The organism is Nitrosovibrio tenuis (genome assembly GCF_900109785.1).
Lineage (GTDB): Bacteria > Pseudomonadota > Gammaproteobacteria > Burkholderiales > Nitrosomonadaceae > Nitrosospira > Nitrosospira tenuis_A.
In genome coordinates this window covers 1-14,009 of sequence record NZ_FOBH01000003.1, presented here as the reverse complement: position 1 = coordinate 14,009, position 14,009 = coordinate 1, and the positions used below count along the sequence as shown (strand labels likewise).

Sequence of the window (14,009 nt, the reverse complement as noted above, 5' to 3'; positions counted from 1 at the left end):
CGGCCGGCTGCACGCAAAAGCACATGGCTCATGCAGGGTGATGCTTTGACCCGACACGCTGCTGACACGCTTGAGCAGCGTTGCGGGATTCGATTACGATGACGGGAGCGAGTTCCTCAAATGCCCACTTTCTTCGTTATTTCGCTGCAAAATCTCTCCGCTTGGGTCTTTGTTTGACGCCTGCCCGCGCTCAAAAGATGCCACTGTTAAGAGCACCGCTTTTGAACCCCTTTGAAACCCCTTATGAACCCCTTGGAAATCCCTTACGAACCCCCTACGCAATCTCTACCAATTTCTACTAAAAGCGTCGACCCGAATTCAGGCCCGATGGGCAGCCCCAATAGGCAAGGCCATCTCATCAATCAGGTCAACGCGCTGTACAATGTGTCATCATGTGCCTGGGATGGGGTGCAACATTCTACTCACCCACTTATGGCAATATGGCAATTTTGGATAGTCGCTCTGATGGAGATTTTATAGCGCACTGCCTCGCGCGGCAGTGTACCTATAATGGATGACGAGCGTTTGACCAGTAGGAATTTCGAACTCGCGATGAGGCGTTTCGCCGCACTTGCGGTACCGGATAGATTGATAGCCCTCGACCCTCCCCTTCTAACTGTTCCAAGCGGGCTTTCATGGTCAGGAACTGAATAGGAAACCCTGACAGAGTCACCCGGAAACCCGGGCAGAGCCGTTCGGATACCGTCAAGGGAAACCCGGCCCCTGCATTGGCAGGCGTTCACTGCCCCATCCAAGAAATTCCTGTGAAATGATAGAAGCAGTTGAACCGACGCTAGGGGGTTAATTGGAAGAACCAGAGCTTCGTGATAAGTATATTGCAGGGGAAGCTGTAGATCTACATGTCATAGCCGTCGGGACAGGGCCGCCTGTCGTTCTTCTCCATGGCTTCCCCGAAAATTGGCGCTCCTGGCGATATCAAATCCCTGCACTGGTAGCCGCCGGCTTCTCGGTGCTGGCGCCAGACATGCGGGGGTACAATCTCTCGGGCAAACCGGCAGTGCAAAGCGCCTATCAATTAGATCATCTTGTTGCAGATGTCGTTGCTCTGGTAAACGCAACTGGCTATTGCCGCGCACATATCGTCGGGCACGACTGGGGTGGCATTGTCGCGTGGGCGTTCGCAGAACGACACCCCGAACTGGTGGATAAGCTCGTCATCCTCAACGCCCCCCATATGAAGATCTACCTCGAAAAGGTGAAATATCCGCGGCAAATGCTCAAGAGCTGGTACGTACTCTTCTTTCTATTGCCGCGCTTGCCCGAACTTGCACTGTCGGCCGGGAATTTCCGTGCTATACGTAAAATGTTCCGGTTGAGTCCGGCCAAAAAAGACGCCTTTAGCAGCCAGGATATTGAGGATCATATCGAGGCTCTTTCACAGCCCGGAGCGCTCACCGCAGCCCTCAATTACTACCGTGCCAACTTGACGATGGCAAATGCGCGCAAGTTTGCGCATTCGGCACCCATAAACTCGCAAACTCTTGTGATCTGGGGAGAACTTGATCCCGCCCTTGGTATCGAGCTGCTCGATGGACTCCATAAGATAGCGCCGCGCATTCAAATTCACCGGGTTCCAGGCGCGAGCCACTGGGTGCAAAATGAAGCGCCCATGGAAGTTAACCGCGTGCTGTTAAATTTTCTTATTGGGCGAAACTGAAAACCGTTTTGCTCACCCTCTTGCTCGAGGTCGCGGTTTTTTTTTGAAATTGATCTATGCTTGTAATGAGTTTGCCAAAACGCGAAGTCTTGGGCAGAAATGCGCTCCAGAGTCCTATTCTCATCGTTAAAGGAAAGACCATGAGACTCTATTTATTGTTGGCTTGTTTAGCATTGAGTGCTTGCGCCGGGCTGCCGTCAGCTGTCAGGGATGTGCCTGTAAAAGATATATCTTATAGCGAGGCAAGCCAGAACCCGAACAGTTATAAGGGCACGGCTGTGCGGTGGGGTGGAGTAATTATCGAGGTCGATAATGAAGAAAACTACACTCTTGTGCAAGTGTTGTCCTATCCGCTCAATTTTTACGGCCGACCCCAGCTCACAAAACCCAGCGAGGGACGTTTCGTCATCAAGAGTGCCGAGTTTCTTGATCCTGCCGTCTATGCGAAAGACAGGGAAATAACCGTTGCGGGAGTGCTTGAGGGTGATATTCAACGTACAATAGGCAAAAAAACAGTTCGACTGCCGTTGCTATCTTCGACAGCTATTTATTTATGGCCTGTTTATCAGAATAACCCTTCTGGCTATGGCTATGGCGGTTACGGCTTCTATCCGTATTTTGGATATGGATTCTATGGAACTCCTTATTGGGGAGGGTATTACAGACCATACTGGTGATAAAAGAACAACGTCCCTCCCCCACGCGGTCTACATAGGTAAATCTTTAAACCAGGCATTGGTTTCCACGATTGACCTGCAAAAAAGATTCTTGAGTACGCCGCGTCGTCAGTTTTCTTTCCCGATGCAGCATGGCTGATGCTCGCCGTCTGCTTCCATGCAATTTTCATCGCGCTTCCAACACCGGTTAATCCGAAGACACTTCGCAGGGTAACGACAGCCTTGTCATGCGTAAACTTTCGCTTATTTTCATTGGTTGCTTTTTTGCTATTCTGCTTGCCTTGGTGGTTATGTTGTCCCTCGCTATCGAAGAATCCCCACGCGTTGATCGCGTGGTCGTTCTTACACCGGAAGATGTGGCACGTGCGAAACGAATTGTTGATGCCCATCGCTATCTGGTTCGCCCAGGTATGCTTGCCGTGGCGCGGATAGCGCCCGCAGACGCTGATCTCGCGGCAAACTATTTGGCCCACCGATTTGGCAAAGGCAGCGCGCGGGTAACCGTCGTGGACCACAGGGCGACCATTAATCTGAGTCTGCCCGTAGCTTTAACTCCACTAGCCGCTACGAATGGTTATCTGAACCTTAAGGCAACATTAGCCGAAACAGGCAGCCTTCCGCGACTTCGATCGGTGCATATCGGAAAACTTTCGCTTCCCGATCCACTCACCGACATTATCGCATTTCAGCTTGAACACTGGTTACGGCGCAGTCCGGAGTATCGCGCGGGCTTTGACGCGTTGAGGCAGGTCAAGATATCAAGGAACGAATTAGCTGTCGTTTATCGCTGGACAGGCGGCTTTCCCCGCTTTTCTCGTGAAGTAAAATCATCCATTATTGGTGAGATGGAACGCGAGCGATTACTTCACTATCAGGCTTTATTGGCGGCACATACCCGGCAAAATGGCACAACGGTATCGCTTGCGAAAATCCTGCCGCCATTGATGCGTGAGGCGGCCGGGCGCTCCGTAACCGGGGATGTTTTAGCGGAAAATCGCGCGGTAATATTGATCGCCTCGTTTCATGTGCTGGGCATTTCCCTGGAACGAATTCTCCCTGATGCGGCCTCCTGGCCGCGTTCCATGCCTCAGCAAGTGACAGTCGACGGACGCGATGACTTTGCAAAACATTTTATGGTGTCTGCCGCAATTGCGGCCTATGCAGATACCGCATTATCCGATGTGATCGGCCTATATAAAGAGATCGAGGATTCGCGCGGCGGCAGTGGTTTCTCATTCAATGATATTGCGGCCGATCGCGCGGGTACGAAATTTGGTGAAAAAGCTGTGGCAAGCGAGGACTCGGCGCAGGCCCTGCAACGCAGGGTCGCGTCAGGACTTGAGGATGGCGATTTGATGCCGATTTGGTCGGATTTGCCCGAATTCATGCCCGAGGCAGAGTTCAAGCAGCGCTTCGGCGGAATCGATGCACCAGCCTATCGGGCGATGATGCAGAAGATCGAGCAACGTGTTGCAGCTCTGGGCGTCCTGCACTAATTCGCTCGAATAACTTATCCGCAACACGGTTGAGCAAGTTTAATTCCTGCGGCTAACCTGGAGGTGGATAATCCAAGGCCCGCTGTAGGCCGAAACCTCTCTACAAGTTCCGCATGAAGTCCCACTGTGTGCAACACAACGGCCACGCGGGCGCACGCCGGGGAGCAGCTGTCCAGAGAGCCCGCAGAGAGCTTACAGAGGCCCTTCCGAGGTCCCATACCTACGTATGCTTGGCCGCGCGGTTTTCTTACAGTCTGTTGAGGAACGCTGAAATGGTAGGCCAGGTCCAGGCGTCAATTTCGCGATTTCCCACCGGGTCGGGCAATTTGGAAGGCAATCGTTCAGCATCGCCGTGAATCAACAGCACAGGCATGCGGCCCTCATAAGCACAGCGTATTTCCCATAATTGGCCGTCCGCTCTGACGACATTTTTGGTAATAATGGCAATCACCCCATCACAGCCGGTAACCTTGGACCGGCATTCTTCCTTCCATGCGGGTTCCCATGATTGCTTGACTGGCATGTCCACAAACGAAAAAGTGGTTTGCTCTTTGTTCAATTGCTCAAGAAGCTGATCGCGCAGCTTGACATCCCTGAGTGCAAAGCTGATAAAGACCTTGTTCGTTTTTGCAGCCATTCATTACCTCCCCTCGAATAATTATTTTAGCCTGGTACAAACCTAAAGCTTTTCCCTAATATGGCTTGATTAATTTTTTTTCCGGATCTCAGCTTCCGGAGCTGCGGCGGGCCGTTACCTGGATCTCTATACGCATGCGGGGATCGGACAGCCCGGCAGAAATCATCATCGCCGCAGGTCTAACATCACCCAGGTATTTGCGAAAGATGGGCCAGCATTTGGGGAAATCCCCGGCGTCCGGCAATATGTAAGTCACCCGGACAATGTCTTCCAAATTGCCTCCCGCCTCGGTCAGAGCTGCCTGGATATTCCTGAAACATTGTTCAGCTTGCTCCAGCAGATCATCCGAAATGGTCATCTTTCCATAATCGAACCCGGTCGTTCCCGAGACAAAAATCCACTCGCCATCAACAACGGCTCTTGAATAGCCGATTTCCCGTTCGAAAGTGGAACCTGAACTTATCAGTCGGCGCGGCATAACGCTCCTTTTAGCAGCTCTGCAAATATATGTATTACTCCAAGGGAGTTAAAGATCAATGGGAAAAACACTGACTCTTGTCTGATACAACCGTGCAGGCATATCGCATCTCCTGTACATGTCCCGCACGGTTGAATATGTATTCGGCTCTCATGCCCTTGAATTGCGCGTCCGTGAAAGAAATAGCATTGGGTACAAGCCGTTCCTCATTCCAGAATCTCACCCTGCAGAAGTCAGGCTCGGATCTGCATATCTTGCTGAGCGCCGCCCCATAGACGGCCTTATCCATGTCCCGCTTACTATCGATCAGGACCATATGAATATAGTTTTTTGAACTTCCGAGTTGAAGTGACCGGATAAGCCGCCAACCATCGCCTTGCAGCAACGGTTGTGCCTGAGATTGCTGCTCGGGTTGTGGTTGCTGCAACGCGGCAGAAAGCGGCCACGATGAGATTAACGCGATGAGTGCGACACTAATAGCTCTCTTGTTCATTAAATAGTCCCTTGCCAAGTTCCCAGCCTAAAGCTCAAGCAAAAATGCCAACCCCAAACCCCAGTAACAACGCACCCATTCAGGGTTAATTAGCATTGCCCCTGAAGATGGTTAAACCCATGTAGCCGGCAATGTCGTCTTCACCTCTTTCCGCCCGTGCAGCAAATTCATTTTATCAATAAAGAAAGTCGCCAACAAGAAAATCAACCACTGCTGTGAAATCCGCCTTTACGCTCAGCATAATGAAACAACATATAGAATCCACCGATCTGGAGCATGGGAGAACTCAATAAATGTCGCTCAATTCCCCGGCACGTAATTCCTCATGACGCAGTTTCTTAGAAAGTCAGAGATATTCCTCAAGGATATAAATTTCCCGCCGTTGAGAGCCCATAAGGTATGTGAACCATCCCATACATATTTCCTCAGCCCGTGCCTGACCGATTTGCCGGAAAGTCCTCATTGTCGCGTCGGGATTACTTACATTAGCGACCGCAGCAGGTGTAATTAACATTACAAATCAAACTATAAGGTTATGGCATGGAACTTGCTTCACACCAGACAGATTGCGATAAATTATGGACTCTGCAGCACGGTTGCGGGTCACTGTCACGCAACAAAAACGATCCATCTTTATCTGAAACGGAAATATCTGAAATGGGTTTTAACCTTCCGCTTACTGCTGAACATGCCGAACGGTATGCCCGAATTATCGAGGAAGGCACAGCTGTACGTCGACATTACGACCTTCTCATATGGCTTCAGGGAGAGATCCAACACTACCTGCCTCACGAGATCATGCTCGGGGCCTGGGGCGATTTCAGTTCCAACCCGATTCGCTACGACATTGCCTCTGCTTTACTGGGAATAAGAACGAAGTGTTCTGATTCGAACGCGCTTTCGCCCTTGCTTCAAGGGCTTTTCAACCGCTGGGTATCACTGGGCCAAATGCCTTATACACTGGGACGCGGCGAATCGGTATTTTTGCTTGAGGAACATGGTCTGCAATGCTCTTTTGGTGTGGCATTGCGAGGCATGCGATCGATACTGATACATGGGGTCAGCGATAAACGCGGGCAGCATGATTGCCTTTATATAATACTCAGTTCAAGAACAAGGCTCGATACTTCCGCTTTCAACGCACTAAAGCTTCTGCTTCCCTATCTTGATACCGCGATGGGCCAGGTTGATCCCTTAATTTGCGACCCACGATCTGCTCCTACTTCCCCGGACATGAAAGACGAAGGATTAAGCATGTCGGAAGTGGAGATAATGAACTGGATCAAGGCCGGCAAAACCAATTCTGAAATTGCGGTCATACTCGGAATCAGCGCCGTCGCGCTCAAGAATCACTTGCGAAATATATTCAAGAAATTGCATGAATAAAAATCGAGCCGGTTCAAGGTAAACAAAATCCTTCTAATCATCAATACAGAAAACGCTTTACCGGCTTCCTCAATAGCTCGCCAGCTCGCCCGAGCCTTCAGAACATACCCATCGTTTCATGAGGATGGAAGCCATTCGCGGATGAAGGGGTCATAAAAATCACCGTAATCCGGCACTGCTCCGCGAATTTGGCAAATTGCTCCCGCGAAATGATGTGCTCGGCGCAATGTAACAGGCGTGGTCCAGCCATGCAAAAGCCCGAGCATGAAAATGGCGGAGAACGCATCACCGGCGCCCACGGTGTCGCGAATACCGGCCACCGGAGCAGATGGCATTGCTATCAGGCCTGATCCGTCCAGCCACCACGCACCGTCTGCTCCGCAAGTGATGAGTACTCCCCTTAGCGAATATCGCTGTGCTAATAACCCTGCCTGTGCTTCGGCTGAAGTAGCCTTGAGATCAAGCAACTGGTTCAGGAGTTCAAGCTCGGCATCATTTGCCTTCATGATATCCGCATGCTTCAGCGACCAGTGCAGCCGCTCGACACATATCCATGGGTTGCGCAGATTTACGTCGAAAAAACGCTGTCCACTGGCTGCACGCAACATATGACGCAATGCGCGATGCGAATCCGAACGCTGCGCCAATGTCCCGAAGTAAACCAGTTCGGGCTTGGCCGCTAGCGCAGCGATGCGTGCCAGCCGCGGATGAATATGGTCATAGGCTTGATCGGGAAGAATATCGAACCGGTGCCCGCGTTCCGAAGTGAAGTGCACCTGAACCACGCCAGTGGAATGGATGGAATCGAGCTGTACGCCATGTGTGGTGAGCCCCGAGCTCTCCAGGGACTGCAGCGCACGCCCCCCCGCCTCATCCAGACCAATACGGGTAATCAGCACCGGTGCGCAGCCAAAGGCGCACAGGTGTCTGGCAACATTGAATGGCGCGCCGCCCAACACTTCCCTGTCGGGAAACCGGTCTATCAAAATTTCGCCAAATAGGAGTACTACATGGCGAGCGTCGATCATCTTTATCCTTAAGGGATCCGGAATAAGTCCTGCGCGAGTACGACAATAAATTGGAACCAAAGGATGGATGAAGCTCTGCCTCGGCTGCTACCTCTCTATACGGATACAACTTGTGCCTGTTCCGCATCCAACTGGTTCGCCAACGCGCTCAATGCTGCGGAAATCTCGACTGGATACCCCGGAGCATGATCCAGACTGGTCATGAACCTAGGCAAGCGATCGTAACTCGCCAGCGTCCGCATGCGCATTTCATCCAGTGTGACACCCTGATTGATGCGCTTCCCCGCCCGCATGACCCGAGCCATAAGCGGCTCACCGTCGTGAAGGTCGTTTTCCTCCAGCGCGACAATATCCCCAGCCATGCAGCCGCCGGGCCCATTATATTTGCGATATACCTGTTTTTTTCCAGGCCAGGTAGCCTTCCCCTCGGACCGTTTGCGGCGCGCCTTCCCAGCGTATTCCTGTAACTTATAGGCACAGTCCAGTGAGGGCGCGTCGCTGGACACGTCAAGCGCTGTCCCTACACCGAAGCCATCTATTGGCGCCCCGGATGATAACAGTTCCCGCAGCCGGTATTCATCCAGGTTTCCGCTGGCAAAAATGGTCGTGTTTTCCAATCCGCCTTTGTTGAGTATGTGACGTACCTTGCGGGCATGAGCTCCGAGATCTCCACTATCTAACCGGACACCCTTGATGCTGATTCCCTGTACACCAAGTTTGCGGCCCAGGGAGACTACCTTGGCCGCGCCCGCCTCCGTGTCAAAGGTATCGATCAGCAAGACCACGTTATCCGGATGACAACGAGCAAAATGCTCAAAAGCAACCGCTTCGTCCCGATGTGCCTGAATATAGGAGTGGGCCATGGTACCGAATAGCGGAATTCCGTACAAAGCTCCGGCCATTACGGTGGCCGAGCCTGAAAATCCGGCGAGATAGCTTGCCCGCGCAGCGAGCAACGCCGCTTCCGCACCATGCGCACGCCTCATGCCGAAGTCCACCAGCAGTTTGCCAGGCGCTGCCAATACTGAGCGGGCAGCCTTGGTAGCGATCAAGGTTTCGAAGTGAAGCAGATTCATGACACGCGACTCGATCAGTTGGGCTTGTGGCAATGCTGCGGTTATCCGCAGGATAGGCTCGTCCGGAAAAAAAATGGTTCCCTCCGGTATGGCATGAACATCGCCATCGAAACGAAACTGCTCAAGGTACTCAATAAGCGAAGACCCGAAACGGGGGGCGAGCCAGGCCAGTTCTTCCGGCGAAAATCTCAGGTTCTCAAGGAAATCCAGAGCTTGTTCCAGCCCGGCCGCCACCAGGAAATTTCGTTCGCGCGGGAGCTTGCGAACGAAGAACTCGAACACCGCAGTTTCCTGCATGTTCTGCTCCAGGTAACTTTGCAACATCGTTAGCTGATAGTGATCAGTCAGCAGGGGGCTGGAAATCGGATTCATGCAAGAGCACTTCGTAATGGATGGGAATTGCGCCTAGGCGTCGCATTTCTTCAAGCGCATTCACTCCGTCAGCAACGCTTATGGCACGCACAGCGTCTTCGAGGACAAAGGTAGAGTAACGGTGCCGCAGAGCATCCTTCACCGTATTGAGCACACAGTATTCTGTAGCGAGGCCACCGATAAACAGGCGACGAATACCAAACGACCGCAGCAAAGTATCGAGTCGCGTGTCATCGAAGCCGGAGTACGCATCGTTTTCCCGAAGGGTAGCCTTGGAAATGATATGAGCATGGGTAGGCAGTTCAAGGCCGGTAGGGAACGCGGCACCCGGCGTCTCGGCAATACAATGCGGTGGCCAAGGACCGCCTTTCTGAAGAAAGGAGCAATGGTCTGGCGGATGCCAGTCGCGGGTCGCAAAAATTGGCAAATCATGAGCATGAAAAAGCGCAAGATACCGATTGAGTACTGGAACGACCTCGTTACCGTTGGGTACAGGCAGACTCCCTCCCGGCAGAAAATCATTCTGCACATCTACCAGGAGCAGGGCGTCCCCCGCAGCGAGTCCATCTTTCATGCAGGTCCTCACCGTTACAAGAGATTTAAAGTTCACCTGCAGCGTGCTTGAAAAGCTTCTAGCCGCCTCGAACCAGCAACACAGGTATATGTGCCGTACGCACGACCCCTTCAGCAACGCTGCCGAAGAGAATGCGGCTAAAACCCGAACGGCCGTGCGTGCCGATGACGATCAGGTCGGCCCCCCAGCGCCTTGCTTCCTCGATGATTATGCTGGCAATGCGCTCTCCTCGTGTTTCAAGCAGTTTTTGCTCCGCTGTCATACTGGCCTGCCGCACCAAGGCTTGAGCTTGTGCCAGAATTTTCTCCCCGCTGCTTCTGGCGCTTCTCTGGACTTCGGCATAATTGATATACGCTTCATTTTCCAGAAACAGGATCTCTTCCATCACATACACCAATTCCAGCTTTGCCATGAGCTGACGGGCAAGCCCGAGCGCTTCCTGTAACGCATGCTCGGAAGTGGCACTGCCGTCCACAGGAACCAGGATATGCCGATACATAAGAATGAGCCTGATTATCCCAACTATCCCTGTTCAACTACCCTTTTACGCACACTTTCGGCCGCAGGAAGGCAACCCGGCGCGCGAGCCCTGCTTGTTCCGTTGCCTCAGCAACCAGGTCGACATCCTTATAAGCGCCCGGAGCCTCTTCCGCTACCCCACGCATCGAGCGCGTACGTATCAGAATGCCTTGCCGGGCCAACTCGTCAACGAGCTGACGCCCGTGCCAGCGCGCCAGCGATTGGTGGCGGCTAAGGGCGCGACCTGCGCCATGGCTTGCGGATGAAAACGCCGGGTTTGCGCGGTTCCCCGCAAGAATATAAGAGCCGGTGCCCATGCTGCCGCCCATGACCACTGGCTGACCCACGTCGCGGTAGCGTTCCGGCAACATCGGATGCCCCGGCCCGAACGCACGCGTTGCGCCTTTGCGATGGACGTGCAATAGCCTGGGTTTACCATCGACTTCGTGCATTTCCGCCTTGCAGGTATTGTGTGAAACGTCAAACAGGGTTTCGAGATTTGCTTTGGGATATACTTGTGCGAAGGCCGTGCGGGCCAGATGAGTCAGAATTTGACGATTGGCCAAGGCACAGTTTATTCCTGCGTTCATCGCCCCGATATATTGCTGACCTTCCGGAGACTGGATAGGCGCGCAGGCCAGTTCGCGGTTAGGCACGCGAATGCCAAGGCGCGAGGCAGCCTTGGCGAGCATGACAAGATACTCGGTGCCAATTTGATGCCCCAGCCCGCGCGAGCCGCAGTGTATGGACACAATGATCTGGCCTTCTCGCAAGCCAAACGCCGACGCGGCAGCGACGTCGTAAATTTTTTCCACGCCCTGGATTTCGAGATAATGGTTGCCCGAACCAAGCGTACCCATCTCGCCCCGCTGTCGCTTTTTTGCCAGCTCCGATACGTTATCAGGCACCGAGCCACTCATGCGGCCGTGTTCTTCAATATACTCGAGGTCGGCAGCAAGGCCATATCCTTGGTTTACCGCCCAGTGCGCGCCTTCGCGCAGGACCTGATCAATCTGCGCCGGGTTCAGCTTCAGGTGGCCTTCTTCACCCACGCCAGCGGGTATTGCGTGGAACAGTGTGTCTGCAAGCCGGCCAAATTCCGGCAAAGCATTGCCTACATCGAGGTTGCTGCGCAGGCAGCGTATGCCGCACGAAATATCAAAGCCGACGCCCCCGGCAGAAATGACACCGCCTTGTTCTGCATCAAACGCGGCAACGCCACCGATGGGAAATCCGTAGCCCCAGTGAGCATCAGGCATAGTCATTGCGGCGCCCGCGAGGCCGGGCAGGCCGGCGACATTGGCAATTTGTTCCAGTACTTTATCATCCATGCTGCCCAGCAAAGGCGCGCTACCATAGAGCAGTACGTCCGCACGCTCCTCGCCCGGTTGGCGTGGCAAGCTCCAGAGATAGGGTTGCAGCTGACGTAATTGGCTTAGATTCATTTCTACGGCTCTCCGCGTCGCGAACCCTCAGTCATACTCAGCCATACGTCCACTCGTATGAACACTCGTCTGTCCACTGTCTGGCCACTCATACGTCCACAACGCAGCGCGCGTCCCAGGATCCGCCCGTTTGTTTTACGGAAAGCATGGTCAGGGTTGCGCCTTTTACTTCCACGCCCCGCTCCAGGCTGTCATTCCACCTTTCACCCGACACTTCGCCATTCCACTTATCGCCATGACGCTGCAAATGGAAACGGCTGAATACCATGTCCAATTCGCGCGCTTTCCCCAGCAATAGATTCAGCCACGTGACCAGCGCCAATTCGCTGTCGGCTTCCTCAAACTCAATCGATACCGTGGCTCGCGGCTGCACCGCATCCACAGGCGTCATAATGGCAAATACTGCTTGTGCCGCTGCCTCAAAAGCCTGCTCAACCGTTGCACCGCGCCCGATCACGCCGATATCGGCATCGTGCTCGAAATACGGTGGGGATTGCGTTGCCATTGATAAGTCCTCGGTCTGCCGGAATCATCATCAAGCCTTCCTCGATTCGTACATCCGGCAAAAAAGCATAATTCATTATAGTGGCTCTGGAAAAACCCGCTGGCTGACGTCACCGGAACTGAACAGGTCTACATTTTTACTGGGAACGCCACAGGCCATCCGGAACAGGATGTCCTCAGTGGAGTGAGCCCGGACTTCGGGGTTAATTGGGCTGCACTGAATGGAGCGGGGGGCCTGGCTTGACAGAAATGCCGCGCAGGTATTGCGCTTGCCTGAACGCTCAGGGGTACTCAGGGATATCTTGCGAACTCTGAAACTCTGAACAAGTCCCGCGCGGGCGCGACGGCGGCTTTATGGTAGGAACACGCAAAAGGCGATGACAAGAATGGTGCCGGTGGCCGATCTGATCCGGCAGGTGGGGATCTCGAACAGACGTTCTACCGCTGGAAGAAACAGTACGCGGGGATCAGTCGGATCAGGTGCGAGAGCTCAAGCAACTGCAGGAAGAGTATGGACGACTCAAGAAGCTGGTGCCGAGCTGAGCCTGGACAAGGCCATCCTGCAGGACGTTGCATCAAAAAAGTGGCCCGGCCCGCGCTGAGACGTGAAGTGGTCGACTACATTGTGAGCCACCATGACTTGAACATGCGGCGGGCCTGCAGGTTGATGAAGCAATCGCGCAGCGTCCAGTACTATCAGAGCGTCAAAGATCCGAAGCAGGCATTACGAGGGCGTATGCGGGAGATTGCCCAGACCCGGGTTCGCTACGGGTATCGGCGAATCCACGTGCTTCTCAAGCGTGAAGGCTGGCAGCTGGGCAAAAACCAGGCGTATCGGCTTTATAGCCAAGAGCAACTGCAGCTTCGCTCGAAACTGCCCAAGCGCCGCAAGATGGTCGTGACACGCTAGGCAAAGATAAAGCCGACCCAACCAAATGAAGCATGGAGCATGGACTTTGTGGCGGACCAGCAGGCCTTCGGCATGAAGTTTCGCACGCTGACGATTATGGATTCTTCAGCAAGGAAGCGCTGGCGATCGAAGTTGGCCAGCGCTTGCGAAGCGAACATGTGATCGCCGCGTTAAAACGGTTGGCCGCGCGCCGGGGTCCCCCTCAATATCTTTTTGTGGATAACGGCAGTGAATTTTCGGGGCAGTTGCTCGACTTTGGGCGTACCACCACCGGCACGGATCGACTTCATCCGTCCGGGAAAGCCAACAGACAATTGCCACATCGAAACGTTTAATGGATCATTCCGGGACGAGTGCCTGAACGTGCATTGGTTTGAAACGCTGGAAGAGGCCAAAGCGATCATCGAGGACTGGCGGCGGGACTACAACGAGAGTCGACCTCACTCGACTCTCAACAACCTGACACCAGCTGAATTTGTACGCCGGGCGGGCCTTCCAAGCCCTGTCCCGGTTTAACCAACGCCGAAAACTAACTCTCGGAATGGCCCTGGAAACCCAAGCGGATCACACTTAACATGAAGACTCACTCAGTGGATGGCTACAAAATTCTTAGCAGGTCAGCCCATCCTCCTATTTTCCTGGGGGAGAAAGCGGCAAAATCAGGATCTTTTTGCGCCTTCCAAGTCAGATGTAGCTGATTTGGGCCGCCAAAAATGGATTGCGGTACCCACTAGCG

Annotated in this window: 13 protein-coding genes and 1 pseudogene; 5 read left to right on the top strand and 9 right to left on the bottom strand. The window is 53.5% G+C overall.

Features of this window, described 5'->3' with window-relative positions; genetic code table 11:
- The first annotated feature begins 805 nt into the window (after window positions 1-805).
- The 3 genes from BMX00_RS04885 (at window position 806) to BMX00_RS04875 (ending at window position 3,851) form a co-directional block, all read left to right on the top strand.
- Window positions 806-1,678, top strand: coding sequence for an alpha/beta fold hydrolase (locus BMX00_RS04885; RefSeq protein ID WP_090827781.1), 873 nt, complete (start codon window positions 806-808; stop codon window positions 1,676-1,678).
- A gap of 65 nt (window positions 1,679-1,743) precedes the next feature.
- Window positions 1,744-2,355 carry a Slp family lipoprotein gene (locus BMX00_RS04880; protein ID WP_245727723.1) on the top strand — a complete coding sequence of 204 codons (612 nt, stop codon included), beginning with the start codon at window positions 1,744-1,746 and terminating at the stop codon, window positions 2,353-2,355.
- A 227-nt stretch (window positions 2,356-2,582) separates the two neighbouring features.
- Window positions 2,583-3,851, top strand: coding sequence for a hypothetical protein (locus BMX00_RS04875; RefSeq protein ID WP_090827779.1), 1,269 nt, complete (start codon window positions 2,583-2,585; stop codon window positions 3,849-3,851).
- Between the two features lie 247 nt (window positions 3,852-4,098).
- On the opposite strand, the gene BMX00_RS04870 is transcribed toward BMX00_RS04875, so the two are convergent.
- From BMX00_RS04870 to BMX00_RS04860, 3 genes are all read right to left on the bottom strand, one after another.
- A complete protein-coding gene (locus tag BMX00_RS04870) occupies window positions 4,099-4,488 on the bottom strand; it encodes a TIR domain-containing protein (protein ID WP_090827777.1) in 390 nt (129 codons plus the stop codon).
- An 88-nt stretch (window positions 4,489-4,576) separates the two neighbouring features.
- Window positions 4,577-4,966: a RidA family protein gene (locus BMX00_RS04865; protein ID WP_090827775.1), complete on the bottom strand. Its 390-nt coding sequence runs from the start codon at window positions 4,964-4,966 to the stop codon at window positions 4,577-4,579.
- Between the two features lie 55 nt (window positions 4,967-5,021).
- On the bottom strand, window positions 5,022-5,459 hold the full coding sequence (locus BMX00_RS04860; protein ID WP_090827774.1) for a hypothetical protein: 438 nt from the start codon (window positions 5,457-5,459) through the stop codon (window positions 5,022-5,024).
- A 657-nt stretch (window positions 5,460-6,116) separates the two neighbouring features.
- Between BMX00_RS04860 and epsA the strand changes: the two genes are divergently transcribed.
- The gene (epsA, locus tag BMX00_RS04855; RefSeq protein ID WP_090827772.1) at window positions 6,117-6,845 is read left to right on the top strand and encodes an XrtB/PEP-CTERM-associated transcriptional regulator EpsA; all 729 of its coding nucleotides are present in this window, start codon (window positions 6,117-6,119) and stop codon (window positions 6,843-6,845) included.
- Between the two features lie 116 nt (window positions 6,846-6,961).
- On the opposite strand, the gene BMX00_RS04850 is transcribed toward epsA, so the two are convergent.
- The 6 genes from BMX00_RS04850 to BMX00_RS04825 form a co-directional block, all read right to left on the bottom strand.
- Window positions 6,962-7,873 (bottom strand): PfkB family carbohydrate kinase, encoded by a 912-nt coding sequence (locus BMX00_RS04850; protein WP_090827770.1) that lies wholly within the window; start codon window positions 7,871-7,873, stop codon window positions 6,962-6,964.
- A gap of 95 nt (window positions 7,874-7,968) precedes the next feature.
- Window positions 7,969-9,321: a nicotinate phosphoribosyltransferase gene (locus BMX00_RS04845; RefSeq protein ID WP_090827768.1), complete on the bottom strand. Its 1,353-nt coding sequence runs from the start codon at window positions 9,319-9,321 to the stop codon at window positions 7,969-7,971.
- On the bottom strand, window positions 9,290-9,895 hold the full coding sequence (locus tag BMX00_RS04840) for a nicotinamidase (protein ID WP_090827766.1): 606 nt from the start codon (window positions 9,893-9,895) through the stop codon (window positions 9,290-9,292). The genes BMX00_RS04845 and BMX00_RS04840 overlap by 32 nt, the downstream gene beginning before the upstream one ends.
- Window positions 9,896-9,953: 58 nt before the next feature.
- Entirely contained in the window at window positions 9,954-10,394 is a 441-nt protein-coding gene (locus tag BMX00_RS04835) for a universal stress protein (protein ID WP_090827764.1), read from the bottom strand.
- Window positions 10,395-10,431: 37 nt separating this feature from the next.
- On the bottom strand, window positions 10,432-11,859 hold the full coding sequence (locus BMX00_RS04830; protein ID WP_090827762.1) for an RtcB family protein: 1,428 nt from the start codon (window positions 11,857-11,859) through the stop codon (window positions 10,432-10,434).
- 88 nt (window positions 11,860-11,947) lie between these two features.
- Window positions 11,948-12,364 (bottom strand): archease, encoded by a 417-nt coding sequence (locus BMX00_RS04825; protein WP_090827760.1) that lies wholly within the window; start codon window positions 12,362-12,364, stop codon window positions 11,948-11,950.
- A 388-nt stretch (window positions 12,365-12,752) separates the two neighbouring features.
- On the opposite strand from BMX00_RS04825, the pseudogene BMX00_RS04820 reads away from it, so the two are divergent.
- Window positions 12,753-13,789, top strand: a pseudogene (locus tag BMX00_RS04820) (IS3 family transposase); the annotation flags it as partial.
- Window positions 13,790-14,009: the final 220 nt, after the last annotated feature.

Coding starts and splice junctions, on each gene's coding strand:
- BMX00_RS04880 (WP_245727723.1), top strand. CDS start 1,744: ATGAGTTTGCCAAAACGCGAAGTCTTGGGCAGAAATGCGCTCCAGAGT.
- BMX00_RS04875 (WP_090827779.1), top strand. CDS start 2,583: ATGCGTAAACTTTCGCTTATTTTCATTGGTTGCTTTTTTGCTATTCTG.
- BMX00_RS04870 (WP_090827777.1), bottom strand. CDS start 4,488: ATGGCTGCAAAAACGAACAAGGTCTTTATCAGCTTTGCACTCAGGGAT.
- BMX00_RS04865 (WP_090827775.1), bottom strand. CDS start 4,966: ATGCCGCGCCGACTGATAAGTTCAGGTTCCACTTTCGAACGGGAAATC.
- BMX00_RS04860 (WP_090827774.1), bottom strand. CDS start 5,459: ATGAACAAGAGAGCTATTAGTGTCGCACTCATCGCGTTAATCTCATCG.
- epsA (WP_090827772.1), top strand. CDS start 6,117: ATGGGTTTTAACCTTCCGCTTACTGCTGAACATGCCGAACGGTATGCC.
- BMX00_RS04850 (WP_090827770.1), bottom strand. CDS start 7,873: ATGATCGACGCTCGCCATGTAGTACTCCTATTTGGCGAAATTTTGATA.
- BMX00_RS04845 (WP_090827768.1), bottom strand. CDS start 9,321: ATGAATCCGATTTCCAGCCCCCTGCTGACTGATCACTATCAGCTAACG.
- BMX00_RS04840 (WP_090827766.1), bottom strand. CDS start 9,895: ATGAAAGATGGACTCGCTGCGGGGGACGCCCTGCTCCTGGTAGATGTG.
- BMX00_RS04835 (WP_090827764.1), bottom strand. CDS start 10,394: ATGTATCGGCATATCCTGGTTCCTGTGGACGGCAGTGCCACTTCCGAG.
- BMX00_RS04830 (WP_090827762.1), bottom strand. CDS start 11,859: ATGAATCTAAGCCAATTACGTCAGCTGCAACCCTATCTCTGGAGCTTG.
- BMX00_RS04825 (WP_090827760.1), bottom strand. CDS start 12,364: ATGGCAACGCAATCCCCACCGTATTTCGAGCACGATGCCGATATCGGC.